At 69.8% G+C, this 26,658-nt stretch carries 26 protein-coding genes; 14 read left to right on the top strand and 12 right to left on the bottom strand.

Features of this window, described 5'->3' with window-relative positions:
* Position 1: 1 nt before the first annotated feature.
* From AAHG03_RS23530 to croR, 5 genes are all read right to left on the bottom strand, one after another.
* Complete coding sequence (locus tag AAHG03_RS23530; RefSeq protein ID WP_342153636.1) at positions 2-424, bottom strand: DUF2141 domain-containing protein; 423 nt, start codon at positions 422-424, stop codon at positions 2-4.
* Positions 424-2,013, bottom strand: a complete 1,590-nt coding sequence (gene crtI / locus AAHG03_RS23525; protein WP_342153635.1) for a phytoene desaturase family protein — start codon at positions 2,011-2,013, stop codon at positions 424-426. Before crtI ends, AAHG03_RS23530 begins: the two co-directional genes overlap by 1 nt.
* A 116-nt stretch (positions 2,014-2,129) precedes the next feature.
* Entirely contained in the window at positions 2,130-3,623 is a 1,494-nt protein-coding gene (locus AAHG03_RS23520) for an ATP-binding protein (protein WP_342153634.1), read from the bottom strand.
* Between the two features lie 97 nt (positions 3,624-3,720).
* On the bottom strand, positions 3,721-4,596 hold the full coding sequence (locus AAHG03_RS23515; RefSeq protein ID WP_342153633.1) for a TrmH family RNA methyltransferase: 876 nt from the start codon (positions 4,594-4,596) through the stop codon (positions 3,721-3,723).
* Positions 4,597-4,598: 2 nt separating this feature from the next.
* Positions 4,599-5,075 (bottom strand): 3-hydroxybutyryl-CoA dehydratase, encoded by a 477-nt coding sequence (gene croR / locus AAHG03_RS23510; RefSeq protein WP_342153632.1) that lies wholly within the window; start codon positions 5,073-5,075, stop codon positions 4,599-4,601.
* A 189-nt stretch (positions 5,076-5,264) separates the two neighbouring features.
* Here croR and AAHG03_RS23505 point away from each other — a divergent pair, with 189 nt between their 5' ends.
* The 6 genes from AAHG03_RS23505 (at position 5,265) to AAHG03_RS23480 (ending at position 9,352) form a co-directional block, all read left to right on the top strand.
* Positions 5,265-5,873: a cation transporter gene (locus AAHG03_RS23505; RefSeq protein ID WP_342153631.1), complete on the top strand. Its 609-nt coding sequence runs from the start codon at positions 5,265-5,267 to the stop codon at positions 5,871-5,873.
* A 6-nt stretch (positions 5,874-5,879) separates the two neighbouring features.
* A complete protein-coding gene (locus tag AAHG03_RS23500; RefSeq protein ID WP_342153630.1) occupies positions 5,880-6,728 on the top strand; it encodes a metallophosphoesterase in 849 nt (282 codons plus the stop codon).
* A gap of 60 nt (positions 6,729-6,788) precedes the next feature.
* Positions 6,789-7,010, top strand: coding sequence for a hypothetical protein (locus tag AAHG03_RS23495; RefSeq protein WP_342153629.1), 222 nt, complete (start codon positions 6,789-6,791; stop codon positions 7,008-7,010).
* A 259-nt stretch (positions 7,011-7,269) separates the two neighbouring features.
* The gene (locus AAHG03_RS23490; RefSeq protein ID WP_342153663.1) at positions 7,270-8,421 is read left to right on the top strand and encodes an alpha/beta hydrolase; all 1,152 of its coding nucleotides are present in this window, start codon (positions 7,270-7,272) and stop codon (positions 8,419-8,421) included.
* 36 nt (positions 8,422-8,457) lie between these two features.
* On the top strand, positions 8,458-9,069 hold the full coding sequence (locus tag AAHG03_RS23485) for a glutathione S-transferase (RefSeq protein ID WP_342153628.1): 612 nt from the start codon (positions 8,458-8,460) through the stop codon (positions 9,067-9,069).
* A 70-nt stretch (positions 9,070-9,139) separates the two neighbouring features.
* A complete protein-coding gene (locus AAHG03_RS23480) occupies positions 9,140-9,352 on the top strand; it encodes a hypothetical protein (RefSeq protein ID WP_342153627.1) in 213 nt (70 codons plus the stop codon).
* Between the two features lie 364 nt (positions 9,353-9,716).
* On the opposite strand, the gene AAHG03_RS23475 is transcribed toward AAHG03_RS23480, so the two are convergent.
* Together AAHG03_RS23475 and AAHG03_RS23470 are read right to left on the bottom strand one after the other, a co-directional pair.
* A complete protein-coding gene (locus AAHG03_RS23475) occupies positions 9,717-9,971 on the bottom strand; it encodes a DUF6894 family protein (RefSeq protein WP_342153626.1) in 255 nt (84 codons plus the stop codon).
* A 237-nt stretch (positions 9,972-10,208) separates the two neighbouring features.
* Positions 10,209-11,387: an amidinotransferase gene (locus AAHG03_RS23470; protein WP_342153625.1), complete on the bottom strand. Its 1,179-nt coding sequence runs from the start codon at positions 11,385-11,387 to the stop codon at positions 10,209-10,211.
* A 222-nt stretch (positions 11,388-11,609) separates the two neighbouring features.
* On the opposite strand from AAHG03_RS23470, the gene AAHG03_RS23465 reads away from it, so the two are divergent.
* From AAHG03_RS23465 to AAHG03_RS23440, 6 genes are all read left to right on the top strand, one after another.
* Positions 11,610-12,755, top strand: a complete 1,146-nt coding sequence (locus AAHG03_RS23465; RefSeq protein ID WP_342153624.1) for an HpnL family protein — start codon at positions 11,610-11,612, stop codon at positions 12,753-12,755.
* Positions 12,746-13,360, top strand: a complete 615-nt coding sequence (locus AAHG03_RS23460) for an MlaC/ttg2D family ABC transporter substrate-binding protein (protein WP_342153623.1) — start codon at positions 12,746-12,748, stop codon at positions 13,358-13,360. The genes AAHG03_RS23465 and AAHG03_RS23460 overlap by 10 nt, the downstream gene beginning before the upstream one ends.
* An 89-nt stretch (positions 13,361-13,449) precedes the next feature.
* Positions 13,450-14,646 (top strand): bacteriohopanetetrol glucosamine biosynthesis glycosyltransferase HpnI, encoded by a 1,197-nt coding sequence (gene hpnI / locus AAHG03_RS23455; RefSeq protein ID WP_342153622.1) that lies wholly within the window; start codon positions 13,450-13,452, stop codon positions 14,644-14,646.
* 57 nt (positions 14,647-14,703) lie between these two features.
* On the top strand, positions 14,704-16,128 hold the full coding sequence (gene hpnJ / locus AAHG03_RS23450; protein WP_342153621.1) for a hopanoid biosynthesis associated radical SAM protein HpnJ: 1,425 nt from the start codon (positions 14,704-14,706) through the stop codon (positions 16,126-16,128).
* A gap of 106 nt (positions 16,129-16,234) precedes the next feature.
* Positions 16,235-17,074 (top strand): hopanoid biosynthesis-associated protein HpnK, encoded by an 840-nt coding sequence (gene hpnK, locus AAHG03_RS23445; protein WP_342153620.1) that lies wholly within the window; start codon positions 16,235-16,237, stop codon positions 17,072-17,074.
* Positions 17,075-17,251: 177 nt separating this feature from the next.
* Complete coding sequence (locus tag AAHG03_RS23440) at positions 17,252-18,478, top strand: GGDEF domain-containing protein (RefSeq protein ID WP_342153619.1); 1,227 nt, start codon at positions 17,252-17,254, stop codon at positions 18,476-18,478.
* A 67-nt stretch (positions 18,479-18,545) separates the two neighbouring features.
* On the opposite strand, the gene AAHG03_RS23435 is transcribed toward AAHG03_RS23440, so the two are convergent.
* Together AAHG03_RS23435 and AAHG03_RS23430 are read right to left on the bottom strand one after the other, a co-directional pair.
* Positions 18,546-18,935 (bottom strand): type II toxin-antitoxin system VapC family toxin, encoded by a 390-nt coding sequence (locus AAHG03_RS23435; protein WP_342153618.1) that lies wholly within the window; start codon positions 18,933-18,935, stop codon positions 18,546-18,548.
* Position 18,936: 1 nt separating this feature from the next.
* Positions 18,937-19,197, bottom strand: coding sequence for a type II toxin-antitoxin system Phd/YefM family antitoxin (locus AAHG03_RS23430; protein ID WP_342153617.1), 261 nt, complete (start codon positions 19,195-19,197; stop codon positions 18,937-18,939).
* 281 nt (positions 19,198-19,478) lie between these two features.
* Here AAHG03_RS23430 and AAHG03_RS23425 point away from each other — a divergent pair, with 281 nt between their 5' ends.
* Entirely contained in the window at positions 19,479-20,351 is an 873-nt protein-coding gene (locus tag AAHG03_RS23425; protein ID WP_342153616.1) for a YfdX family protein, read from the top strand.
* Positions 20,352-20,431: 80 nt separating this feature from the next.
* Here the strand turns inward: AAHG03_RS23425 and AAHG03_RS23420 are convergent, their stop codons facing one another.
* Positions 20,432-23,080 (bottom strand): MMPL family transporter, encoded by a 2,649-nt coding sequence (locus tag AAHG03_RS23420; protein WP_342153615.1) that lies wholly within the window; start codon positions 23,078-23,080, stop codon positions 20,432-20,434.
* A gap of 587 nt (positions 23,081-23,667) precedes the next feature.
* Between AAHG03_RS23420 and hpnH the strand changes: the two genes are divergently transcribed.
* Positions 23,668-24,834, top strand: coding sequence for an adenosyl-hopene transferase HpnH (gene hpnH / locus AAHG03_RS23415; protein ID WP_342153614.1), 1,167 nt, complete (start codon positions 23,668-23,670; stop codon positions 24,832-24,834).
* Here hpnH and AAHG03_RS23410 read toward each other — a convergent pair.
* Both AAHG03_RS23410 and AAHG03_RS23405 read right to left on the bottom strand, forming a co-directional pair.
* Positions 24,784-25,473 carry a phosphorylase gene (locus AAHG03_RS23410; RefSeq protein ID WP_342153613.1) on the bottom strand — a complete coding sequence of 230 codons (690 nt, stop codon included), beginning with the start codon at positions 25,471-25,473 and terminating at the stop codon, positions 24,784-24,786. The two genes, hpnH and AAHG03_RS23410, sit on opposite strands and share 51 nt — an antisense overlap.
* A gap of 8 nt (positions 25,474-25,481) precedes the next feature.
* Positions 25,482-26,648 carry a polysaccharide biosynthesis/export family protein gene (locus AAHG03_RS23405; RefSeq protein WP_342153612.1) on the bottom strand — a complete coding sequence of 389 codons (1,167 nt, stop codon included), beginning with the start codon at positions 26,646-26,648 and terminating at the stop codon, positions 25,482-25,484.
* Positions 26,649-26,658 lie beyond the last annotated feature (10 nt).

Genomic DNA, 26,658 nt, shown 5'->3' with positions numbered 1-26,658 from the left:
ATCAGCGACGGGGCAGGGCGCGGGCGAGGCGCACCCGCAAGGCGCCGCCGGGCTCGGCGAGGGTGAAGGCGGCCTGCGCGAAATCCGGCCGGGCGCGGCGTCCGGCGGCGCCGGAGAAGCCGTAGGGCTCCAGCGGCAGGCCGAGCTGGGTCCGCCCGAGCCGTCCATCGCCATCGAGGTCCTGATAAGCCGCCACCGCCCAGGGGCCGGCCGGCACATCGCGGAACAGGAAGCGCTGGGCGCCGCCCTGCGCCGGGGCGTCCTGGCCCTGGCGGCAGCCGGCTTCCGTCAGGCTGCCCTGGCAGAGGGTGACGTAGACCGCGCCGGCACCCGGCTCGGCGCCCTCGACGATCACCTCCAGGCTCGCGGCGCGGGCCGGGCCGGCCAGCGCCAGCCCGGCGATCAGGACGGCGATCGCGCGCATCAATGCGGCTCGCCGGTGGCGAGCGGCGAGGTCGCGGGCAGTTCGGCCAGGATGGCGGGCGCCTTCTCGCGGGCCAGATCCTCGATCAGCAGGCGGGCGGAGATGCGCGCGCCCTCGTAGATCACCGGCAGGCCGGAGCCCGGATGGGTGCCGCCGCCCACGAGGTAAAGCCCCGGCCCGAAGCGGTTGTGGGGGCGGAACCACAGCATCTGCAGCAGATCGTGGGCGAGGTTGAAGGTCGCGCCCTCGTGCACCGCGAACTCGTCCTGCCAGCCGCGCGGGTCGATGACGCGCTCGTAGCGGATGCGATCCTCGATGTCGTGCAGCCCCAGAAGCTTCAGCCGCTCCAGCACCAGCTTGCGATAGGCCGGGCCGACCGCCGCCCAATCGACGTCCGCCTTCAGGTTCGGCACCGGCACCAGCACGTAGAGGGCGGTGTGGCCGGGGGGCGCCATGCCGCCGTCGGTGAAGCCCGCGTGCTGCACGTAGATCGAGGGCTGCATCGGCAGGATGCCGCCGGTGATCTCGTTGATGTTGCGCTCGTATTCCTTGGACAACAGGATCGTGTGATGCCCGAGGCTGTCGGGCATTTTCCCCTCGATGCCGAGATAGAGCATGAAGGTCGAGCAGGAGAGGCGCGCCTTGTCGATCTTGGCGTCGCGCCAGCGCGGGCGCCGCTCCTCCGGCACGAGGTCGCGGATGGTCTTGGCGAAGTCGCCGTTGATCATCACCGCGTCGGCCTTGAGCGTCTCGCCGCCGACGACCACGCCGCAGGCGCGCTTGCCCTCGAACAGCACCCGCTCGACGCTCGTGTCGAGGCGGATGTCGACGCCCATGCGGCGCGCCAAGCCCGCCATCGCCTCGGAGACCGCGCCGCAGCCGCCGACCGGGTGGTAGACCCCGTGCTCGTATTCGAGGAACGAGAGGATCGTGAACAGGCTCGGGCAGCGGAACGGGCTCATCCCGAGATATTTGGTCTGGAACGAGAAGGCGAGGCGCACCCGCGGGTCGGCGAAATAGCGGCGCAGATCCTTGTCGACGCTGCGGCCGGGATGGAGGTGGGGCAGCGCCGCCAGCATCGCCGGGCTCGCCATCGACAGGAAGTTGTCGAACGGCTGCTCCAGTACCGGCTTGAAGTAGTCGAGCTTGGTCCGGTTCTCGGCGAAGAATTTTTCGACGTTCTCGGCGTCGTCCGGCGCGAGGCGGGCGATCTCGGCCTTCAGCCGAGGCACGTCGCCGGTGGCGCGGATCTGGCCCGAGATGCCGTCCTCGCCCTCGAACACGAGATTGTACTGAGGATCGAGCCGTTCGAGCTTGACGTGGTCTTCCAGTCGCTCGCCGCAGGACTCGAAGATGTCGGCCAGGATCTGCGGGTAGAGGAAGAAGGTCGGGCCGATGTCGAAGCGGTAGCCGCCCGGCGCCTCGACGGTCTTGGTGCGCCCGCCCACGACCGCATCGCGCTCGATCACCGTGACGTGCAGGCCGGCCTTGGCCAGCAGCAGCGCGGAAGCCAGCCCGCCGGGGCCGGCCCCGACGACGACGACGCGGCGCCCGGTGAGCGCCCGCAACCCTTCCCGCGACTGAAGCAACGCCCCGAGGCTCCCATTCCCGTCCGTGTCGGGCCAATCTTGGCCTTATCCGCGCGCCCGGCAAGGGGTGCGGATTGTCGCGCGCAGTCTCCCCGCAGGTGAAGTCCGGCGCAACCTTAACGGCGGCGCAGCGGCACCACCGCGGCGGCGCCGATCTGCGGGCCGGTCTCGGCGTCGAGATCGGGCACGGCGATGATCGGCGAGCCGCGCAGGTCGCGCCGCATCACGATGGCGCCGCGCTCCTCCAGATAGGCCAGCATCCGCCGCGCCCGGCCCGCCGACGACGTGCCGTAGGCCTGGGCGAGCGAGGCGTCGGAGGGGCAGGGCGCCCCCTCGATGGCGGTGCGGGCGATGAGCAGGAACAGGCCGGCGAGGTCGTCGGGCAGCCCCGCGGCGATGGCTTGCGCCCGCTCCCATTCCGGCCCCTCGGCGGTCGCGCCGCCGACGCCGGCGCGGGCCACCGCGAGGCGGCGCTTGAACTCGGACAGGCTCATCGCCTCGCCGCCGATCCGGCGGATGCGGCAGCGGACGGTGAAGTCCTGATAGAGCGTCGCCGGGGTGCAGGCGACGGCGTCCGAATCGGCCAGCACCGAGGCCAGAACCTCGGCCATCGCCGCCTCGCGCTCGGCCGGATCGAGCGGCTCGGGTTCGGAAAAGTCCTCGCGGACCGGCGGGCGGTAGCTCGCGAGCTGGACCAGCACGTCGGGGCTCGCGGGCCGGGCGGGCTTGGGCCGCGGCGCGGGGAAGGGTCTGGCGTCCTCGCCGGGGGCTGCGGTGAGGATCAGGGCGCGGGCGGCCTCGCCCATCTCGGGCAGCGGCAGCAGGGCGGGGGCGGAATTGCGGCTCTCGGTCTCGGTCGCGCCGACCGCGATCGGCAGCGGGCGCTTCGAGATCGCCGGGCCTAAGCCCACGAAGTGACCGCGGGCGAGGTCGCGGAACATCTCCGCTTGGCGGCGGTCAAGGCCCAAGAGGTCGGCGGCACGCGCCATGTCGATGTCGAGGAAGGTGCGGCCCATCAGGAAGTTCGAGGCTTCCGCCGCGACGTTCTTGGCGAGCTTGGCGAGCCGCTGCGTGGCGATGATGCCGGCCAAGCCTCGTTTCCGGCCGCGGCACATCAGGTTGGTCATGGCGCCGAGCGAGAGGCGGCGGGCCTCGTCCGACACCTCGCCCGCGGCGGCCGGCGCGAAGAGCTGCGCCTCGTCCACGACGACGAGCATCGGGTACCAGAGCGAGCGGTCGGCATCGAACAGCCCGCCGAGGAAGGCGGCGGCGGCCCGCATCTGGTCCTCGGCATCGAGCCCTTCGAGCGACAGCACCACCGAGACCCGGTGCTCGCGCACGCGAGCGGCGATCCGTAAAAGCTCGCTCTCGTTGCCGTCGGCCTCGACCACGACATGGCCGTAGCGCTCGGCGAGCGTGACGAAATCGCCCTCGGGGTCGATGATCGCCTGCTGCACGAGGCCGGCGCTCTGCTCCAAGAGGCGGCGCAGCAGGTGCGACTTGCCGGAGCCGGAATTGCCCTGGACGAGCAGGCGGGTCGCCAGCAGTTCGGTGAGGTCCATCACCGCCGGCCGTTCGCCGGCCCGCCCCAGGTCGATCTCGTAGCCCATTCGCTTCCCCGCTGGCGGCGCCCCGCTCCCTTAACACGCCGGCCCAACGATCGGTCGCCGAACCGGAGGTGCCGTCCACAGGCGGGCGGTGGGGTTTTTAGAATTCGAGGTCGATGTCCGGGTCCACCGTTCCCCGCATGGCGCGGAACACGTGGATGAACTCGTCCCCGCCCAGCAGCCGCTTCCCCGCCAGCCGATGCAGCGCGATCGCCCCGGCCGTCGCGACATTCAGCGAATCGAAGCCCGGCGCCATGGCGATGCGGACGCAGCGCGCACGGTCCATCACGGCCTGGGGCAGGCCCGGCCCCTCGGTGCCGAGCAGCAGCAGCGCGCGGGCAGGGGGCTCCAGAGTCTCCAACGCCTCGCCCCCGCCCGGCGTCAGCGCCAGGGGCGTCAGGCCGTGGCGTTCGGCGAGGTCGAGGAGGGCGGGGCCGCTCGCCGCGCGGGCGAAGGGCACGGTGAGCGCCGCGCCGGCCGAGACGCGGATCGCCTTGCGGTAGAGCGGGTCGCAGGTGGCGGCGTCGAGCAGCACCGCGTCGGCGCCGAAGGCGGCGGCGTTGCGAAAGAGGCCGCCGACATTGTCGTGGTTGGTCAGGCCGACGAGGCCGAGCACCAGCGCCGGGGCAGGGGCCGGCGGGATCAGGGCATCCGGCTCGGGCTCGGCCCCGCGCAGGCCCACCGCCAGCACGCCGCGGTGGATCGGGAAACCCGTCACCGCGCTCATCACGTCCCGGCCAGCGAGGTAGACCGGCGGGCCGTTCTCGAGGAACGGCGCCAGGCCGGGCCAGCGCTCGGGCGCCAGCAGCACCGATTCGGCCCGGAAACGCGCGGCTTCGGAAAACAGCAGCCGCAGGGTCACCTCGCCCTCGACGATGAAGCGGCCCTGGCGCCCGACGAGGTCGCGCTCGCGCATCGCCCGGTAGGGCGCGAGGCGCGGGTCTTCGGAATCGTCGAGGGGAATCGGCGCGGGCAAGTTCAGGCCGGGCGGCCACCGCCCATGCGCATGGCGAGCGGGTCCGCCTCCTCTTTCTTGGGCACCTTCACCAGGGCCTCGCCGTCGAGCACGACCTCGGCGCCGACGGAGCAGGTGCATTTCAGGCGGGCGCGGCGGCGCTCGGGGATCAGCTCGGCCACCTCGACCTTCACCTCGACGGTGTCGCCGATGCGCACGGGCGCGCGGAAGTTCAGGGTCTGCGAGATGTAGACGGCGCCCGGCCCCGGCAGGCGGGTGCCGAGCACCGCCGAGATCAGGCCCGCGGTGTAGAGGCCGTGGGCGATGCGGGTGCCGAACGGCGTGCGGGCGGCGAAGTGCTCGGAGAGGTGGATCGGGTTGCGGTCGCCGGTGATCTCGGCAAAGCCCACCACGTCGGAGGAGGAGATTTCCTTGTGCAGGATCTCGGTCAGCCCGACTTCGAGATCCTCGAAATAGAGCACGCGCAGTTCGGGCAACATCCGGAGGCCTCCCCAGGGTTCCGGCCGAGGCCGGGGCGCCGCGCGACGCGGCAAAGCTTTCGCCTCGCACAGGCGCGGGCGCAAATCCAGATGGCGTTTGGACGGAGGGTGCCCGCGCCGGATCAAGCTCTCGACAGCGGCCGGGCGGCGGGGCAATCAGCGGCTTCCCGCCCACGGAGACGACCTCCGGTGCCCCGTCCGATTCCCACGCCCGCCTTGCGCCCGGTCGTCGCCCGCGTGGCGGCGCTCAATCTCGGCTATTTCGGCATCGAGATCACGGTGGCGCTGGCCATCGGCTCGGTAGCCCTCATCGCCGACAGCCTCGACTTCATGGAAGACGCGGCGATCAACCTGCTGATCTTCGCCGGCCTCGGCTGGAGCCTGCGCAACCGGGCGCGGCTCGGCACGGCGCTCGCCTTCATCATCCTCGTGCCGGGCCTTGCCACGGCCTACGCGGCCTACGAGAAGTTCGCCGATTTCGTCGCGCCCGATCCGGTGCCGCTGACGATCACCGGTGTCGGCGCGCTGCTCGTCAACCTCGCCTGCGCCCTGATGCTCGCCCGCCACCGCGACGGCCACGGCAGCCTGACGCGGGCCGCCTACCTCTCGGCCCGCAACGATGTGGCCGCCAACGTCGCGATCATCGTCGCCGGGCTCGTCACCGCCGCGACGCTCTCACCCTGGCCCGACCTCGTCGCGGCGCTCGGCATCGCGATCATCAACGCCGATTCGGCCTTCGACATCCTCAAGGCCGCCCGCCGCGAGCGGCAGGCCGCCGCGGCGCAAGCGCGGGCCTGACCTCTCGTGCTGCGCCTCTTCCCCCTCTCCGACCTCCATCTCGAACGCCGCCGGCCCGAGGCGATCCCGCGGCCGACCCTGCCCTTCGACGTGCTCGTCTGCGCCGGAGACCTGCACGAGGGCCATCCTGAGAAGGGGATCGACTTCCTCGTCGCGCTCGCCGAGGGCCGGCCGATCGTGCTGGTGCCGGGCAACCACGAGCATTACGCCCCGACCGGCGACGCGCGCACCGCGCCGGACCTGCTCGCCGCGCTGGAACGCGCCGTGGCCCGCCGCAACGACGAGGGCGCGGGCATCCACCTGCTGCAGGGCGGGCAGGCGACCGTGATCGCGGGCGTGCGCTTCGTCGGCACCACGCTGTGGAGCGACTGGTCGCTCGCCGGCCGCTGGCTCACCGCCGACACGCCCGACCGCCCCGCCGACCCGGTCGCCTATGCCGCCGCGCGGATGACCGACCCGGTCACCGGCTCGCGCGAGTACCGCGGCTCGATCCGAAAGGCCGACCGGACGGCGTGGTCGCCCGCGGACGCCATGGCGGCGCACCGGGCCGAGAAGGCGGCCTTCCTCGAAGCGCTCAGCCAACCCCATGCCGGCCCGACGGTGGCGGTGACGCACCATCCCCCGAGCCCGCTCGCCGCGGACGCGTTTCGCGATACGCCGGGCGTGCCGTGGTGGGTGCCGGCCTTCTACGCCACCACCGTGCTGGACGACCTCGCGGATTCCGAGCGGCCCGATCTTTGGTTCTCGGGCCATTTCCACGCCGGGCACGATATGAGCGTCGGCCGCACGCGCTGGATCGCCAACCCGGTCGAGGGGACGACGTTTCGGGCCGACATCGTCGCCGAGGCCGGCTGAAACTTAGAGGGGGTTCCGCGCGTAAGCGTCTCAAACGACAAGAATCCGGAGATTCGTCCCGTGAGCGCCTTCATCGCCGTCGTCCTCGTTTGCGCCAATGCCGTGCCGCAGGAGGCCTGCACCGACGACCGGGCGAGCGAGGTGCGCAAGGTGCGCGTCGCCAACGAACTCGGCTGCACCAGCGGCTGGCAGGAGATCATCGCCCGCACGGACCTGCGCGACGAGGTCGGCAAGACGAGCTACCTCAAGACGGAATGCCGCCGGGTGAAGGACGCGCAGTAAGCTTCGCGTGATCATCGCTTGCAGCGATGATCACGCTGTCGGCCTCAAGCGCCGGCGCCCGCATCCGCGGGCTTAGGCTGCTCGCTCCGCTAGACGCCTCGGCATAGCCGAGGCCGCTGCGCGGGGCGCTCTTCGCGCCCGGCCATGCGGCCGTCCCTTCTGCGAGCGGTCGGCGTATCGGTCGCCTCTCCCGAAGAATCTGCTATTCAGGCGCTCACGGTCCCGTGGGGCCGATCCGATCGTGCCGTTCGAGAGTGAGATGCGCCCGAAGTCCGGTTCCGGCCTCGCTGCCATGCCCGCTATCCTGGGCTTGCTGGCCGCCCTCGCCGCCGCGCCGGCGCAGGGGGCTACGCCGCCGGTGCAGCCGGCCGAAGGGCCGGGCGGCGTCGGCGACAAGGCCGCAACGATCACCAAGCGCGCGGTCGGCCGGGCCAGCGCCGCCTCGTTCGTGTTCCACAAGGCCGGGCCCGCGCCGTCCGGCGGGCGGCCGGTGGCGGTGTTCCTGCACGCCTGGGGCGCGCCGAACCCGCAGGCCTACGGCGCCTGGATCGACCATCTCGCCCGCAACGACTGGCTGGTGCTGTTCCCCCGCTTCCAGGAGGTGAACCGCACCAAGCCCTCCGATGCGCCGGCAATCGCGGCGCGCCTCGTGAAATCCGCGCTCGCCGACCTCGGAAACGATGCGGATGCCAAGCCCGATACCGGCCGCATCGCCCTGATCGGCCACTTGGCCGGCGCGCCGCTCGCCGCCCACATCGCGGCGGAGGCCGCGCAGAACGGCCTGCCCGCCCCGAAGCTCGTCTTCGCGGTGATGCCCGGCGGCATCGCCCGCGACGCCAAGTCCCGCGGCATCCCGCTGGGCGAACTCAACACCATCGATCCCGGCACGATGCTGGTCACGATGATCGGCGACAAGGATGCCAGAGCGGCCGACGCGGCCGCGCGAAAGATCCTGCGCGATGCGACCGCGGTGCCCTCGGAGCGCAAGCTGTTCGTGCGGGCGCTGTCGGACGATCACGGCTTCCCGGCGCTCACCGCGACGCTGGCCTCGCCCGCCGGGCTCGACGCGGCCTACGATTCGGGCGCGATCAAGCTGCCGCCGGACCCGCCGGGCGAGAAGCCGCCGCCGTTCCGCTGGTCGGCCGACATGGCGCTCTCGGGCGAGCAGACTCAGCTCGTCGCCCAGATCAACAACGCGCGGGCCGACAGCCTCGACTTCCTGGCCTTCTGGCGCAGCTTCGACATGGCGGCGGCCGCCGCCTTCACGGGCAAGGACGCCGCCAGCCTCAAGGCCAACCCGGCCTTCAGCGACATGCAGCGCTGGAGCGACGGCTGGCCGGTCAAGCGCCTCGGCGTCGAGGTGCCGAAAGCTCACGCGCCGACGAGCCCCGACGCCGCCGCGCGGCGCTGATCCTTCTCCCTATCGCAAACGAGTCCCCGGTCGCCGATGAAGCTGTTCCACTCGCACTCTTCGCCCTTCGTCCGGAAGGTGATGGTGGTCGCCCACGAGCTCGGCCTCGCCGAGCGCATCGAATGGCTGCCGAGCAAGGTCCACCCGGTCGAGCGCGACCGCGCGGTGCTGGCCCAGCACCCGCTCGCCCAGGTGCCGACGCTGATCGACGACGCGGGCCATGCGCTGGCCGACAGCCGGGTGATCTGCGAATACCTCGACGCCCTGGCCGGCGGCGGCCTGTTCCCTAGCGAGGGCGCGGCGCGCTGGCGGGCATTGAACGAGCAATCGGCCGCCGACGGCGTGCTCGATGCCGCCCTGCTGATCCGCTACGAGCTGACCGCCCGGCCGGAAGCCGAGCGCTCGGCTGCCTGGATCAAGGGCCAGAGCGCCAAGATCGAGACCACGCTGGCGTGGTTCGAGGAGCGGGCCGGCGACCTGGGGGATCGCATCGACATCGGCACCATCGCGCTCGCCTGCGCGCTCGGCTACCTCGACCTGCGCTTCTCCGACATCGCGTGGCGCGACGACGCCCCGGAACTGGCGGCGTGGTTCGCGAAGGTCGGCGAGCGGCCCTCGATGGTCGCGACGCGTCCGCCCGCCGGGTGATGCACCGGCGCAACGGCGAATCTGGCTCGGGCCTTGCTAAGCTTTGCCGGCTCCCGTCGGAGGCCTCGCCATGCCGGATTTTGTCGCCGCCCTGTTCGCCTCGGCTCTGTTCTGCCTCGCGCTGCTGGCGCTCAACGCCCTGACGCGGCTCGCCATCCAGGCCCATCTCGCACCGGATGGGCTGATGGAGGGCGGGTTCGTGCAGTACGGCGGCGCGCTGGTCGTGGCCGGCACCGCCTACCGCCGGGCCCTGCGGTCGCGCGACCGTCTCGCCGGGGAATGACCGGCGCGCTTGGCCCTCGGCGCGGACGAGAAATGTACGTTTGTCTACGTTTTTCCCGGCACCCGCCGGCATCCGGGACGTTGGCCTAGGACATTCACGAACCTGTGAGGTTCCGCAATGTCGCCTCAGACCATACCCTTCACGATCTCCGCCGACCTGCACGGCCAACCGCGGAGGGCGACCCGCTGCAACCCGGCGAGTGCCATGTGCCTCGCTGACGACTGGGCCGAGGACGGATGCTCGGATATCCGGATCGCGGACCGGCAGGGCATCCCGCATTCCCCAGACGCCTTCCGGGCCAAGCTGCCCTTGCGCCGACGCATGGAGCAGCGCCGCCTCGGGATATGGCTGTCCTGACGCCCTCTCACGCCTGAACGGAATCGCCGACCGCGGCGGCGCTCGTCACGACGAAGTCGAGGCGGAACAGGATCAGGCCGCGGGCGTCGGTGACTTCCATGCGCCACTCCTCGCCGAGCGCGATGAGGTCGGCCTCGTCCTCGAAGTATTGGCCGGAGATCCGGATCGCCATGCGCCGCGCCTGCGCGGCGTCGGCGAGTTCCAGCCCATCCGTATCGATGATCGTGCGGCCGTCGTGGATGTGAAAATGATATCGCGGCATCGCGCGCAGAAGCCTTGGGGTACGTGTGAGGCGGGAGCGCCGCGCGCTCTCACTCACAGGCGTGCCGAGCCTCGTTCCTGCGATTGTCGGCTATCGTACAGAACGGGATGATACTCCGCCGTCACCTTTGATGGTTCGGTGGAACACCGCGTGGATCATCTTGTGAGGCCTGCGGTCGCACGAAGAAAGGCGTGCCCCGTTGCCGGGACACGCCTCCGAGCCCGCAAGGGCGAGCGCCTAGAAGTAGGACTTCAGCACGCCGCGGCGGCGCACGTCGAGCGTGGCGCAGTGGAACGAGCCGCCGAACGGGCCGTAGCTGAGGAACGGCGCCGGGATCGGGTCGAAGCCCCAATCCTTGAGGGCCTTGATCAGCGTCGGCTGGCTCTGATCGACGACGATCTTCTTCTCGTCGATGGCGAGCACGTTGATCGAGGTCCAGGGCGAGCACATCGAGATCTTGCTCATGAAGCCCGAGACCGGGTCGGGGCGCGGGGCGATCAGCACGTCCCACTTCTTCAGCACGGCGGGCAGCTTCTCGACGTCGATGTAGTCCGGGTTGACCAGCACCTTGCCCGGGGCCAGCGGCATGAACGACGAATCGATGTGCATCGGCTGCGGGCAGCGGCTCTCGATCTCGTGGATGCGGAAGCCGGGGCCGAGGTGGCGGCGCAGCCACTCGATGCCCATCAGGTTGGTGACGTTGGAGCGGGTCACGAACAGGTCGCGGCCGCAGCGCACGAAGTCGGCGGCGTCGAACACCGGCTCGAACTCGTTGACCGTGAACTGCATCGGCTCGCCGGCCTTCAGGTTCGGCACCCGGTAGTCGTAGTTGTAGAGGTCGTCGGTCAGCTGCGGACGCGGCGCCGAGGTCCAGCGCGCGCCGGCCCGGAAGTACTCCTTGAACAGCGAGCGGTAGGCGTCGCCCTCGAAGTAGCGCGAGCGCCAGCACATCGGGCTCTCGATGATCTCGTCGCCGATGACGAGGTACGGGTCGCGCGGGCAGGCGACGCAGAAGCCCCGCGAGGTCCAGCGCGGCGCCTTGAACTTCTTCGAGAAGTCCACCGTGTCGGGGCGGCGCACCTTCACGCCCTCGCCCGCCAGGATGTTGATGAAGTTGTCCAGCTCCTGCTGGGCGAGCTTCTTCATGAACTTCGGATACTTCCAGCCGGAGGCGAAGCGGTAGAACGGCTGGGCCGCCCGCGGCAGGTTGAAGATCACGGTGAGGTGGTGGGTCGGGATCGTGGCGCCGTCGAGCGAGCCGACGATCACTTCCTCCAGCGGGTCCCACTCGTTCCAGGCCATCACCGGGCTGCGGGGGGCGGGCACGCCGCCCTGCGCACCGTGATCGGCGTAGCCCCGCGTCGACGGGTCGTCGATCAGGGCGGATTCCGCCGTGATCTGCGGCTCGCGATCCATTCTCGGCTCCATAGAAGCGGCGTCCGGCGACATTCGTCGCTCCAGTTCCACCGCGGGCGCCGCTTTGCTCCCCGGTGTGTCAATCGGGTGATAGACAGGGCAGGGTAAAGCTGCAACCTGCCGAGACCCTTCCCGCTGCCGCCACGCTTTCGAAGTCCGGGGCGGTGGGATTTCGACAACACAAGCCCCTCGACGAAGATCCGCGAAGGTCGAAAGAGGCTGATGAAGCGTCTCACCACACTGGCGTCGATCGCAGGACTGGTCACGGCGCTCGCGCTGTTCCTGTCCTCGGGCGTGACGGATGTCGGCGCCGCCCTCGTCGGCGCGGGCTGGGGCGCGCTCGCGGTCGTGGTCGCGCGCTTCGTCGCGGTCGCCTGGGCGGGCTTCGGCTGGCACGTCGTGTTCCCGCGCGGCGCCGGGCCGAGCCTGCGCGACTGCATCCAGCTCCGCTTCGTGCGCGAGGGCATCAACACCCTGCTCCCCGTGGCCCAGGTTGGCGGCGACCTGATCGGCGCGCGCCTGCTGACGCGCCGCGGCACCCCCGGCGGCATGGCCGGCGCCAGCATGTTCGTCGATCTGATGACCCAGGCGCTGACCCAGCTCCTGTTCACGGTGGCCGGCCTCGCGCTCCTCGTCCACTTCACCGGCGACGGGCCGGTGGTGCGCACGGTGGCCGGCGGCGTCGTCATCGCCATCCCTGCGCTCGCCGCCTTCTACGTGATCCAGCGGCGTAGCGGGCATCGGCTGATCGAGGGCGCGCTCTCGCGCTTCGCCGCCGCCCGCGAATGGCGCGCGCTCGGCGCCATCGACGTGCTCTACGACAACCTGCGCCGGCTCTACGCCAACCACGCCCGCGTCGGCGGCGCGATCCTGATCCACCTCGTCGGCTGGATCATCGGCACGCTGGAAGTCTACATCGCCCTCAACGCCATGGGTCACCCGGTCACCTTCGTCGAGGCGCTGGTGATCGAGAGCCTCGCCCAGGCCGTGCGCGGCGCCGCCTTCGTCGTCCCCGGCGCCATCGGCGCGCAGGAGGGCGGTCTGATCGCGCTCTGCGCCCTGTTCGGCATTCCGGCCGAGGCCGCGCTCGCCCTCTCGCTGGTCAAGCGCGTCGCCGACCTCGCGGTGGGCCTGCCGAGCCTCGCCCTCTGGCACGGCATGGAACGCGGCACCGAGGCCGCCCCGTCGGACGCCGTCAGTTCCGGGCTCGCCGCGATCCGCGCCCGCCTCGGCCGCCGCCCGGAGCCCGCGGCCCCGGTCACGCCGCCGCTTGCGACGCCGCGGGCGACCGCCTACGGCTTCCCCGCCGGCCGCCAGGCCGCCCTTGCCCCCGACAACGAGCCCGGAGCCCTCCAGAAGTGCGCCTGAACCGCCGCACCCTCCTCGCCGCCTTCGCGGTGCTCGCCCTCAGTGGGGCCCCGCGCGAGTTGCGGGCCGCCGAGGACCCCGCCGTCGCGCCGGTCACCAAGCTCTACGCCAAGTTCGAGGAAGCGCTGAAGAACGGCGCGGGCGATCTCAAGACGCGACTGGCCACCGTCGGCGACACGCTCGCCGCGACCTTCGACACCAACGCCATGGTCTCGACCGCGGTCGGCCCGAAGTGGAAGACCTTCAAGCCGGAGCACCAGGCGGCCCTCACCGAAGCGTTCGGCAAGTACTTCGTCACCCTCTACGCCAACCGCCTCTCCCAGGCCGCGGGCGGAAAATTCGAGATCAAGCCGCAGAGCGAGGTCAGGGGGCCGAACCGCATCGTCTCGACCCGTGTGTCCAACAAGGACGGCGACGATTCGGACGTCGACTACGTCGTCAACGCGGATAACCGCGTGCAGGACGTGCTGCTCAACGGCAATGTCAGCGAAGTCGCTTCCATGCGGGCGGGCTTCGCCGAGCCGCTCAAGACCGGCGGCGCCGACGGCCTCCTGAAGTTCATGCGCGAGCGCACGGACGGCATGCTGGCCAAAGGCAGCAAGTAGGCGTCCGCCGGACGTCGAGCCTCCCGGCTCAACCCCAAAAAAGCTCCGCTTCGGCGGCCCGACAACAAAGACAAGAGCGACGGCGCGCCATGGACCTGACCGAGATGACGGCCTGGATCTCGTCGCTCTTCCTCGTGCCGGCGCTCGCCGGCTGCCTCTACGCGCTGCTCGCCGCCGTACTCGCCGGCCGCTTCGCCGCCCGCACGGCGCCGACGCTCGCTTCCGATGCCCCGCGCCCCGGCGTCAGCATCCTCAAGCCGCTCTGCGGCATCGAGCCGGACCTGTTCGAGAACCTCGAGACCTTCTGCCGCCAGAGCTATGCCGGCCCGGTCCAGATCGTGTTCGGCGTCCAGAACGCCGCCGACCCGGCCATCGCCGTGGTCGAGCGCCTGCGCGCGGCCTATCCGGCGCTGCGCCTCGATCTCGTGGTGGATGCGAGCCAACACGGCTCGAACCGCAAGGTCTCGAACCTCATCAATATGTCAGCCCGAATCGCCCACGAGACCGTGGTGCTGGCCGACAGCGATATGTCGGTGCGCCCCGACTATCTGGAGCGCATCGTCGCCGAGCTGTCGCGCCCCGGAATCACCGGCGTCACCTGCCTCTATCACGGCGAGCCGGCCGAGCGGGGCCTGTGCGCCCAGCTCTCGGCGCTCGCCATCGACGTGGGCTTCGTGCCCAACGTCCTCGTCGGCACGAGCTTGGGCCTCGCCAAGCCCTGCTTCGGCTCGACCATCGCGATGACCCGCGAATCGCTCGACAAGATCGGGGGATTTCGCGCCTTCAAGGACGATCTGGCCGACGACTACATGATCGGCGAGGCCCTGCGCCGCGACGGCGGCCTCGTCGCGATCCCGACCTTCACCATCGGGCATGCCTGCGTCGACACCGAGCTGTCCGGCCTGTGGCGGCACGAGCTGCGCTGGAACCGCACGATCCGCAACGTCGATCCGGCGGGCTATGCCGGCTCCTTCGTCACCCACGCCTTCCCGCTGGCGCTCATCGCCGCGCTGATGCCGGGCGCCGGCAACGCCGCGCTCGCGGTGGCCGCGCTCGCGCTCGCGTGCCGCGTCCTGCTCTGCCTGCGCATCGAGCGCGCCTTCGGGCTGGCGCCGCACGCCTACTGGCTGTTGCCGATACGTGACATGCTGTCCTTCATCAACTTCACCTGGAGCTTCGTCTCGGGTGCGGTGACATGGAAAGGTCACGATTACCGTGTGGTTGCGGACGGTACGCTGATCCCGGAACACGGCCTCGGTCACGAGACCGGCGCCACCTCCGTCTGAGCTTCGCTCAAACTCACCGTTATTGCTCAACGCCCGAGCCTTGAGGCCTTGAACCCCATGCGCACGCTCTTCCTGCAGGCCCCCACCTTCGACGGCTTCGACGGCGGCGCAGGCTCCCGTTACCAGGCCAAGCGCGAGATCAAGTCGTTCTGGTACCCGACCTGGCTGGCCCAGCCCGCCGCCCTGGTGCCGAACTCCAAGCTGATCGACGCGCCGCCGCACAACATCAAGATCGACGAAGTCGTGGCCCAGGCCAACGACTTCGACCTCGTGGTGCTCCACACCTCGGTCCCGTCCTTCAAGTCGGACGTGAAGTGCATCGAGGCGCTGAAGGCGGCGAACCCGAAGCTGATCGCCGGCCTGATCGGCGCCAAGGTCGCGGTCGATGCCGCCGGCTCGATGGCCCAGGCCCCGGTGGTCGACTTCGTCGCCCGCAACGAGTTCGACTTCACCGTCAAGGAAGTCGCCGACGGCGTGCCGATGGCCGAGATCAAGGGCCTGTCCTATCGCGACGCCAACGGTGTCGTGGTCCACAACGAGGACCGCGAGATCATGTCGGACATGGACCAGCTGCCCTTCGTCACGAGCGTGTACAAGCGCGACCTCGAGATGGAGAAGTACTTCATCGGGTACCTCAAGCACCCCTACATCTCGTTCTACTCCGGCCGCGGCTGCAAGAGCCGCTGCACCTTCTGCCTCTGGCCGCAGACCGTCGGCGGGCATACGTACCGCACCCGCTCGGTCGCGCACGTGATCGAGGAGATCAAGTACTGCCTCAAGGAATTCCCCCAGACCAAGGAATTCTTCTTCGACGACGACACCTTCACCGACAACCTGCCGCGCGCCGAAGAGATCGCCCGTGAGCTGGGCAAGCTCGGCGTGACGTGGTCGTGCAACGCCAAGGCCAACGTTCCCCGCGAGACCTTGAAGGTCCTCAAGGAGAACGGCCTGCGCCTGCTTCTGGTCGGCTACGAGTCGGGCAACCAGAAGATCCTCAACAACATCAAGAAGGGCATGCGCGTCGAGGTGGCGGAGAAGTTCACCAAGGACTGCCACGACCTCGGCATCGCCATCCACGGCACCTTCATCGTCGGCCTGCCCGGCGAGACCAAGGAGACGATCCAGGAGACGATCGCCTTCGCCAAGCGCATCAACCCCCACACCATCCAGGTGTCGCTGGCCGCGCCCTATCCGGGCACCTTCCTCTACAAGCAGGCGGTCGAGAACGGCTGGCTCGACGTCGAGAACGCCGAGCTCGTCGATGAGAACGGTGTCCAGATCGCGCCGCTCCACTACCCGCACCTGTCGCACAACGAGATCTTCTCGGCCGTCGAAGAGTTCTACAAGAAGTTCTACTTCCGCGCCCCGAAGATCGCCTCCATCGTCAGCGAGATGGTCCGCTCGCCCGACATGATGAAGCGCCGCCTGCGCGAGGGCGTCGAGTTCTGGCACTTCCTGCGCGACCGCAAGGCCGCCGCGTAAGTCCGCGCGAACGTCGAGAACAGGAATGGCCGGGCCGTGAGGCCCGGCCATTTCCGTTTCCAGGGCTCCACCCTGGACCCGCGACACCCATGACGAGGGACACCGCTTGAAGCGACTGGTCGTCACCGCCGACGATTTCGGCCTGAGCCGCGAGGTCAACGAGGCCGTCGAGCAGGCCCACCGCGACGGCGTCCTCACCGCCGCGAGCCTGATGGTCTCCGCCCCCGCCGCTGCCGACGCCGTCGCACGGGCGCGGCGGATGCCGTCGCTGCGCGTCGGCCTCCATCTCGTGCTGGTCGAGGCGTGGCCCACCTTGCCCGCCGCACAGCTGCCCGACCTCACCGACGCGCGCGGCCTGATGCGCGCCGACATGGGCCGCCTCGGCTTCGACCTCGCCGCCAAGGGATCCGCCCGCCGCCAGCTCGCCGCCGAGATCGCCGCGCAGTTCGAAGCGTACCGCGCCACCGGCCTGCCGCTCGATCACGTCAACGCCCACAAGCACTTCCACGTCCATCCGCTGATCGCGGGCGCGGTGCTCGCCGTCGGCGCCCGCTACGGCATGCGGGCGCTGCGCGTCCCCCGCGAGCCCCGCGACCTACTGCGCCGGGCCGAACCCGGTGTCCGCCCCAAGCCGGCCCTCGACATCGCCCCCTGGTCGGCTTTGCTCGCCGTGCGCGCCCGCCAAGCCGGTCTGCTCATCCCCGACCGCACGCTGGGCCTCGCATGGTCCGGCGCGATGACGCCGCCCCGCGTCGCCGGCCTCCTGCGCCACCTGCCCGAGGGACTGACCGAACTCTACACCCACCCCGCCACCGCGGGCGGCTTCCCCGGCGAAGCGCCGGGCTACGCCTACGCCGCCGAGCGCGACGCCCTCATCGCCGCCGAATCCGTGGCCCTGGCGGCGCAGCCCGACATCGCCCGAGGCGGCTTCTCCGATTTCGCCTGACCACAACGGCCGCCAGCCGATCACCGAACACGAGTCGAATGACGCTTAATACAATATGGCGGCCGATGCTCTATTGAGACTGGTCTCGATTCACAGTCGATTGCGGCACCGTTTACCCGTCCTTAAGCCGAGCACACTACCATACCTGTCGTTGATCCGTGCGGCTCGGGATGCGGCATGACTTCCTGCGCCCCAGGGATTTGCAGCGGAGACATCGACAGGCAGCTCGCCTCGGGCTCGTTCCGGCTCGCCTTTCCGCCGGCCCTCGAACGCGCGTTCGAGCGCGAGACGGCCGATGAGCGCACCCGCATGTTCGTGATCTGCGGCTCCCTCGCGATCATCCTGTACGACATCACGCTCATCACCGACTATCTCGTGCTCAGCGACCGCTTCACCGAGATGGTCGTGGCCCGCCTCGGAATCTTCACGCCCGCGTTGATTCTGATGATGGTCGCGGCCAGCCGGTTTCGGCACGTTCACGTGCGCGAATCCCTGGCGGCATCGGGTGGCATCCTGGCCGTCAGCTTGCCGATGACGATCCAGATCTTCAGCCAAAGCTCCGACCGGTTGATCTACCAATACGGCAGCCTGTTGGTGATCATGTTCTCGTCGATCATCCAGCGCCTGCGCTTCGCCTACGCCGCACTGTCTCTGACCGTCATGATCACGATCCAGTTGGTCACGACGGCTTTGGCCGGCATCTTCACGCCGGAAACCTTCGTCACCAATGCGGTCTTCTTCGTCATCGGCGGCATCCTGCTCCTGTTGGCCGCCTACTTCCTCGAACGGTCGGAGCGCCGCTCGTTCCTGTTCAATCTGCGCAGCCGCCTCCTGCACGACCAGCTGATGCAGATCGCCCGCATCGACGCGCTGACCGGCCTCTACAACCGCCGCCACCTCGAAGAGAGCGCGGACGCCCTCTGGCACCGGGCCGCGGCCGCACCGCAGGTCGTCACGGCGATCCTGCTCGACGTCGATCGCTTCAAGGCGTTCAACGACGCCTACGGCCACACCGAGGGCGATGCCTGCCTGCGCCGCATCAGCACCATCGTCGCCGAGGCGGCGCAAGGGCGCTCCGGCCTCGCCTTCCGCTACGGCGGCGAGGAGATGCTGGTGTTGCTGCCAGGCTGGGACCCGCATGAGGCCCGCGCGCTCGCCGAGGACATCCGCCGCGCTCTTCGCGCGGCGGCGATCCCGCATCCGGCCCTCGGACCTGAGCGGATCGTGACCGCGAGCTTCGGCGTCGCGGGCGTGGTCGCCCCGGACGCCCCGCTCTCCGCCCTGATCGAGGCCGCCGACACCGCCCTCTACGCCGCCAAACGCGCCGGCCGCGACTGCATCTGGCCGCCGAGCGGCGCTGCTGTTGTGGACGAGGCGCCGAGACTCGCCGCCGCCGCGGTGTGACTCTCCGTTGTCGGGCAAGGGCTCTGCTGAAGCTTCCGCATCAAGCGAAGACAGCGAGATGGCGGGTCTATAGCTTGTCGGCGACCAACGGATGCCCGACGAGGGCGCCGTCCGCGCTCACCAACAGCCGCACCTCGACCTTGCATTGTGCAAGGAGCAGGCGGTCGAACGGATCACGGGTAGACGGTTCGGGCCACACCTCGGCGACCGCGTGATCGCGATTGATCGGCAGGATCGAGAATCCGGCCGTCTCGAAGAACACCGCAAGATTGGACAGCGGCATACCGGGATTCAGCTTCCCGAGCCGCGTTTTGATCGCGATCTCCCAGAGGCTGACGACGCTTGCGGCGATATCATGAGCGCCGCCGGCAACGCCCGCAGCGATGGCAGGGTGGCGACTCTGCAGTTGCCCGGTCGAGAGGCCGATCAGGACATGGGTATCGACGAGCAACCGCACGTCAGGGCAGCGGCTTGAGCAGAAAATCTTCCGGGAGCGGCGCGTCGAAATCGTCGGCGACGTAGGGGAATGGGTCCGGCAGGCCCTGTTCCCGCAAATAGCGGTAGCCCGCCTCCAGATCGATCCCACCCCGTGGACGGTGCGGCACGAGGTCGGCCACGGGCCGGCCTGCGCGGGTCAGCACGATGGTCTCGCCCGCCTCGACGCGGCGGGTGAGGTCGGCGAGGTCGCTCGAGGCGTCGTCCAGGGAAACGCTGGTCATGCAAGCCAGGATAGGCGCCGATTCGCCGCGTTTCCAGTCGCGCCCGCACGGCAGCGGTCGAGTCCGGCCACCGGGGACACGACAAGTCCTCGTCGACGCAACACCCGGCACCGCGATCCCTTATTCTTATTAATTCAATCATATCCGAACGCTGTCCGGATCATTACGCAAAATTCACGCAACACCCGCCGAGGGACCGCGTTTTCCCGACAGAGCCGAGGCCGACGATCACGAAACAACGACCGCCGAAGCCGGACAGGCTCTCATCAGGAGATCCGGTCATGAAACATCACACGCTCCTCGCCAGCATCCTCGTCGCCACCACCGCCCTGGGCGGCGCGGCCTATGCCGCCGAGCACACGGCGCCGCCGGCCGCGATCCAGAGCCCGATGAAGGAAAGTCCGGCCCGGAAGGCCGCGGATCGGGACGTGCTCAAGCTCTCCGCCGACGGCGCGGCGGCCCTGCGCGACATCGGCGGCACGCGGCTCGCCCTGTTCGAGGCGGAGCCGGCGCAGGCCAAGACGATGATCGAGCGGGCGCAGACCGCCCTGGACCGGGCCAAGACCGACGACGCCGTGTTCACCAAGGCCGAGGCCGCGCTGAAGCCGCCCGCGGGCACGAAGGCGCCCCAGACCGCCGACAAGGGGGCCGTGGCATGGCTGCCGGTCGATAGCCAGATCACGCTGGGCGAGGACTTCGTGCCGACGCCGGAGAAGAACGCGGCCATCGCGGATGCCAACCACAGCCTGAAGGCCGGCGACCAGAAGGGCGCCGCCGAGAAGCTGCGGCTCGCCGGCATCGACGTGAACACCACGGTCGCCGTCCTGCCGCTGGCCAAGACCACCGAGGACGTGCATCAGGCCGCGTCGCTGATCGGACAGGGCAAGTATTACGAGGCCAACGCCGTCCTGAAGCAGGCCGAGGGCCGGATGCGCTTCGATGTCGCCGACATCGCCATGGTGCCGGACAAGGTCGCGGCGAACCCGCAGAAGGCGGCGCCGAAGCCGGACACGGCGCAGCACGACCAGAAGGCCCAGGCCAAGGTGAACCCGTCCACCACGGGCCCGGCCGTCACCGGCTCGAACGCGACGCCGGACACGACCAACGCCCCTTCGCCCCAGCCGGCCCAGAACACCGGCAAGGCTCCGTCGTAAGCCTCGACGCACACGAACAAAAAAGCCCGAAGGCCTCCCCGGCCTTCGGGCTTCCTCCGTTTCGGAGGGTCGAAAGGAACCTACTTCACCGCCGCGGTCTCGCGGGCGACCGTGCCCGGCGGGACGGCCGCCGCCTCGCCCTCGGGGCGGTTGGCGTCGGGGTGCTTGGGTGGGGGGCCGAGGAAGGCCGGCACCACGAAGAAGGCCGCGAGCAGGGTGAAGAATAGCGACAGCGCGAGCAGCTCGCCCATGCTGGCCGTACCCGGATGGCTCGACAGCATCAGCGAGCCGAAGGCCGTGCCGGTGGTGAGCGCGGAGAAGAAGATCGCCCGCGTCAGGCTGGAGGCCAGCATGTCGACGACGCCCGCCCGCCACGCGATCACGTAGTAGATGTGGAAGGCGACGCCCACCGCCAGCATCAGCGGCAGGGCGATGATGTTGGCGAAGTTCAGCGGCATGCCGATGACCTTGAGCGCCATCAGCGTCCACAGGGTCGCCAGCACCAGCGGCCCGAGCGTCATCGCCACGTCCCAGGGTTTGCGGAGCGCCACCGAGAGGATGATGAAGATCAGCACCAGCGCCGTGATGCCCGCCTGCACGAAGGCGCCGAGGATGGTGTAGCTCGATTCCGTGGTGGCGATCGGCGCGCCGGTGGCGTGCGGATCGACCGTCTGCACCTCCTTGGCGAAGCGGCGCAGCACCTCGTCGTTGTTCGAATCACCCTTGGGATGCACCTCGATGCGGGCGCGCCCGTCGGCGGTCACCCACTCGGCCTTGAGCTGCTTGGGCAGGTTGTCGAGCGTGATCTTCTTCGGGTCGAGCAGGCCGGAGAGGCGGCTCATCAGCGTCTTGAGGTCGGTGGTGAGCGCCACGCTCGCCGCCTCGCGCTTCTCGGCCGGGGCCGAGGCCAGCGTCTCCAGGGTGGCCGAGAGCCGATCCGCGGCCTTGTTGCCGGGATCGTTGCCGCCCGCGATGGTCTTCAACGCGGCGGCGGTCTCGCGGATCGCCTTGACGTTGTCGGCGTCGGTCGGCGGCGGGGGCTTGCGGCTCGGGTTGAGCGCGGGCGCCAAGAGCTGCGCCGTCTCCTGGATGGTGGCGAGCTTCTGGTCTTGGTCGCGCGGCACGAAGGTGTCGATCGAGTGGACCTCCGCCACCGTGTCGAGCTTCAGCAGGCGCTGGCTCAGCGCCGGCACGGCGGCGACATCGGGGGCCAGCACGTCGATGGTGTTGGGGCTCGTCGCCGGGTCCTTGATCAGGTCGAGATAGGTGGCGATCGATTCCACCTTCGGGCTGCGCAGGTGCATCGGGTTGGAATCGAACGGCAGCTTCAGCAGCAGCGGGATGCCCGCGACCGTGATGAGCCCGACGAAGATCAGCACATACTTGCGGTGCTCGATGATCCAGTGATCGACGCCGGCCATCCACGTGGTCTCGACCGCCCGCTTCTCGCCGCGCGGGTTGAACACCGCGATCAGCGCCGGCAGCAGGGTCAGCGAGAACAGGTAGGCGACGATCATGCCGACGCCCGCGATCAGGCCGAGTTCGGACACGCCGCGGAACTTGGTGGGCAGGAAGGCGAAGAAGCCGGCGAGCAGCGACACGGCGGCCAGCGTCAGTGACCAGCCGACGCCGCGGGCGGCGGCGCGGATCGCGGTGTCGCAATCCCCCGTCTCGTAGCGGTCGGCGCGGTAGCGCACGGCGAACTGGATGCCGAAATCGATGCCGAGCCCCACGAACAGGGCAGCAAAAGCGACCGAGATCGGGTTCAGCTCGCCGACCATGGCGAGCCCCAGCGCCGCGGTGACGATGAGGCCGGCAAACGTGGTGATCAGCACGGCGACCACGAGCGGCGCCGAGTGGAGGGCGAGTGCCAGAAACAGGACGATGGCGGCGGTGGTCAGCGAGTAGTTGAGGAAGGCGTCGTCGGCGAGCGTCGCGAACTCGTCGTCGGCGACCGCGACCGGGCCGGTGAGGCGGATGCGCAGGCCGTGGGCCGCGTCGATGTTCTGCTCGGCGGCGATCCGGCGGATCAGCTGGGTCGCCTCGCGGCCGGGCTCCAGCGCGTTGTAGTCGAGCACCGGCTGGATCATCACGAACTTGCGGGTGTCGGTGACCTGGGTCTTGCCGCCGGCGAGCAACGTCTGCCACGACATCCGGGCGCGTTCGCCCGCGAGCACCTTGCGCAGGGTGTCGTCGATCTGCGTCATCGGCTGGGTGAGGTCGTCGATCTTGGCGTCGCCGCTCTTCACGCCCTTCACGCCGAGCGAGAGCACCCGCATCACGCCGCGCAACGACGGGTCGGCGGCGAGCGGCCCGAGCAGGCCCTGCTGCTCGATCAGGCGCTGCGTCGTCTGCTCCAGCTCCTGCTGGGACATCAGAAGCAAGCCGTTGCGGTCGAAGAACGGGCCACCGTCGGGGCGGTAGACCGTCTCGATCTCGGAGCGATGCGTCTTGAGGGCGTCGGCGAAGCGCGCGGCGGCCTCCTCGGCGATCTCGGGCGTCTGCCCGTCGATCACCGCGGCCACGAGGTTGGTGCGCTGGGGGAACGCCTTCTCGAAGGCGATCTCGTCCTGGCGCCACGGCACGCTCGGGTCGATCAGCCGCTCGACGTCGGTGTTGATGCGGAAGAGGTGGGCGGCCGCCGCCACGCCCGCGACCGTGAGGATCGCCGCCGTGACCAGAACCAACCAGCGGCGCCTGACGGAAAACGCGACGAGACGTTCGATCACGTAGAACCCTGCCTGCCCTGACGATCCGGCCCCCACCCGCGACGGGTTCGGGAAGCGTCCCGCATCCCGGCAGGCGGCCATTGCCGGATCGAATTCGGATCGTGAGCCCGGACGAGCCCTCGGAACGGAAAGTGCCGGGCGGACCCGGACGACGCGAATCAGGCCCGGCGCGCGGCACCGGGCATTCGTGCCTTTGGGGCGCTTCGTACCGGCCCCGGTCCCGGAATGCAACGGAAGCGCGGAATCGTGACCCGGCTCGGCATTCCCCAATCCGTGCGGTGCGATACCGCACCGCACCCAGATCGGGGGATGAAACAAGCCCGTCAGCGTTCGATCCTACGGCCAAGCCGACAAACATCCGCCGCAGAGCCGCGAAAAGGGCAGGACATTCCCGTCCCGCCGCTTCGAGCGCGGGCGTCTTCCCGCTCCCCGCGGGGGGATCAGGGAAACCGGCTTGCCACAGTCAGGCTTTTTACGCGCCTCAGGGTGCCCAATCCGAACGGTTCCAGCCTAGATCACTGGAATTCCAGTCCTTCTTTCGCTAATCAACCCGGCAAAGCCTGGGGCCACAACAAAGGAGCCGCACCTTGGGAATCCCCATTCGGTACGTCGCGAAGATCGGCGGCTACATCCTCAAGCAGCACCTCACCGGGCGCAAGCGCTACCCGCTCGTCATGATGATGGAGCCGCTGTTCCGCTGTAACCTCGCCTGCGCCGGCTGCGGGAAGATCGACTATCCCGACGAGATCCTGAACAAGCGCCTGCCCGTGGACGAGGCGCTCGAATCCGTGCGCGAGTGCGGCGCCCCCGTGGTCGTGATCGCGGGCGGCGAGCCGCTTCTCCACAAGGATCTGCCGCAGATCGTCCAGGGCATCATCGCGCAGAAGAAGTTCGCGATCGTCTGCACCAACGCGCTGCTGCTGGAAAAGAAGATCAAGGACTACAAGCCCAGCCCCTACTTCACGTGGTCGATCCATCTCGACGGCGACAAGGAGATGCACGACGGCTCGGTGTGCCAGCGCGGCGTCTACGACAAGGCCGTGGCGGCGATCGCCAAGGCCAAGGAGATGGGCTTCCGCGTCACCATCAACTGCACCTTCTTCAACAACTCCTCGCCGGACAAGATCGCCGACTTCTTCGATTCGGTGACCCGCATGGGCATCGACGGCATCACCGTCTCGCCGGGCTACGCCTACGAGCGGGCGCCGGACCAGCAGCACTTCCTCAACCGCAAGGCGACGAAGGAGCTGTTCCGCGGCGTGTTCCGCCACGGCAAGGAGAAGGGCCGCGAGAAGTGGACCTTCCAGCAGTCCGGGCTGTTCCTCGACTTCCTGGCCGGCAACCAGACCTACCACTGCACGCCCTGGGGCAACCCGACCCGCACGGTGTTCGGCTGGCAGAAGCCCTGCTACCTGCTGGGCGAGGGCTACGCCGCGACCTTCAAGGAACTGATGGAAGAGACCGACTGGGACGCCTACGGCACCGGCAACTACGAGAAGTGCGCCGACTGCATGGTCCATTCGGGCTACGAGGCGTCCTCGGTAGTCGATTCCGTGAGGAAGCCCTGGAAGCCGGTGCTGCACGCCATCCGCGGCATCAAGACGGAAGGCGACATGGCGCCGGAGGTCAGCCTCGAGAACCAGCGCCCGGCCGAGTTCGTGTTCTCCCGCAACGTCGCCCAGAAGCTGTCCGAGATCAAAGCTTCAGGCGTCGACACCAAGCGCGAGACCCAGAAGCGCGCGAGCGCGGCCTAAAGACCGGAACGCCTCGCCCGAATCGCGGGCGAGGCGCACCAACTCGCCGACCTTCGCCTCGCGTCGGGCGAGGGCGGACAACACCGCCAAGACATCCGGGTCGCCGTTCGGCTTGAGGGCGTTGGCCGCGAAGGCCGGCAGCGCCCGCTCGGCCGGATCGCACACGACGCGGATCGCCGCGAAGGGCAGGCCGTGGGCCGCGGCAAAGGCCGCCGCCACCTGGCTCTCCATATCGACCGCCGCCGCCCCGGTGCGCGCCCTGAGCGCCGCCTTGCCCTCGGGCGACATCACCGCGGCCTCGACGCCCGCGAGATCGGCCACCACCATCCGGGACCCGAGCGCCGACAGGCGTCGGCGAAAACCGGCGAGCAAGATCGCCGAGGTCGGGCGTCGCGAAAAACCCGCGCCCGTATCGGCCCAGACCGCCTCGGCGACCACCACGTCGCCGGGCGCCAGCGCCGGATCGAGCCCGCCGGCGATGCCGAAGCTCACCACCGCCCGCACGTCGTCCGTCGGTCGCTCGGCCAGCATGGCCCGCAGCCGGTCGGGCCGGCCGCCGGCCTGGACCGGTTCGACGCCCGGTCCGGCGGCGATGCGGGCCTCGCGGGCGAGTCCCGCGACCGCGAGGATGGCCGCCACGGCGGGGTTTACTGCGTGATCCGGTAGATGCCCGCGGCGGAGCCGACCGGCGAGGCGACGGTCGAGACCACGCTGAGCACCTTCGCGACCTCGGAGAACGGCGCGCTCGACACGTAGAGCAGGTCGCGGTTGCGCATGCGGAAGGACTGGGTGAGGAACAGGCTCTGCGGATCGCGCATGTTGACGCGGTAGACCACCGGCACCTGCGGCGAGGCCAGCAGCGGCGAGTTCGGCCGAAGCCGCCGCACCACGCCCGCGGGCTCGTAGCGGAAGATGTAGACGCCCTCCGGGTTGGCCCGGCCGTCGTTGAGGCCGGAGGCGCGGGCGAGCGCCTGCGCCATGGACAGCCCTTCGGCGCCGAACGGAATCTCGGTGGTGGAGCCGACCGCGCCCACCGACAGGAAGGTCTGCGGGTCGCGCACCAGCGTCAGCGTGTCGTTGGCGCGCACGAAGATGTTCTCGCGCGGGTTCGAGACGATCGTGCTCATCGGCACGGTGACGGTGCGACCGCCCCGCGACAGCCGGATGAAGGTCTCGGACACGTTCGTGCGAATGCCGCCGGCCAGCGCGATAACGTCGAGCAGGCGGTCGCCGCGGCCCACGAGCGGCACGCGCGTGCCCACCGCGCCCTCGCCGGTGACGGTGACGGATTGCGACACCGGCTTGGTGACGGTGACGAGCACCTGCGGCTGGATCGCCTTGCCGGCGAGTTCGCTCTCGATCAGCGTCTGCACGTCCTGCGGACGGCGGCCCGCGACCTTGATCCGGCCGGCATACGGCACCGAGATCGCGCCGTCGGGCCCGACGATCTGCTCGGGGATCATGGCCGACTTGGAGCCCGCGGAGAAGCGGTCGGCCACCAGCGGCCCGGAGAAAAGGCCGCCGGAACCGGCCTCCCACACCTGCACGGCGACCGCGTCGCCGACGCCGATCAGCGGCTCGGCGGCCGGGCGGTTGTCGCCGAAGGTGACGAGCAGGCTGTCGAGGGGCCGCGTGCGCAGGGCCTCGACGATGGCCGGATCGACGTCGATGATCTCGTAGCGGGCGAGCAGGCCCTCGGCGGTGGCGATGTCGGCTCCGCCGTCGATCGCCCGCGCGGTCGGCCCCGAAGTCGGGAGCACCGAGCACCCCGACACCGCGAGCGCGGTGAGGAGGAGAGTTGCAGTGACGCGCATTCAGGTTCGC

This window comes from Methylorubrum subtropicum (assembly GCF_038442325.1).
Lineage (GTDB): Bacteria > Pseudomonadota > Alphaproteobacteria > Rhizobiales > Beijerinckiaceae > Methylobacterium > Methylobacterium subtropicum.
This window is presented reverse-complemented; position numbering and strand designations above follow the sequence as displayed.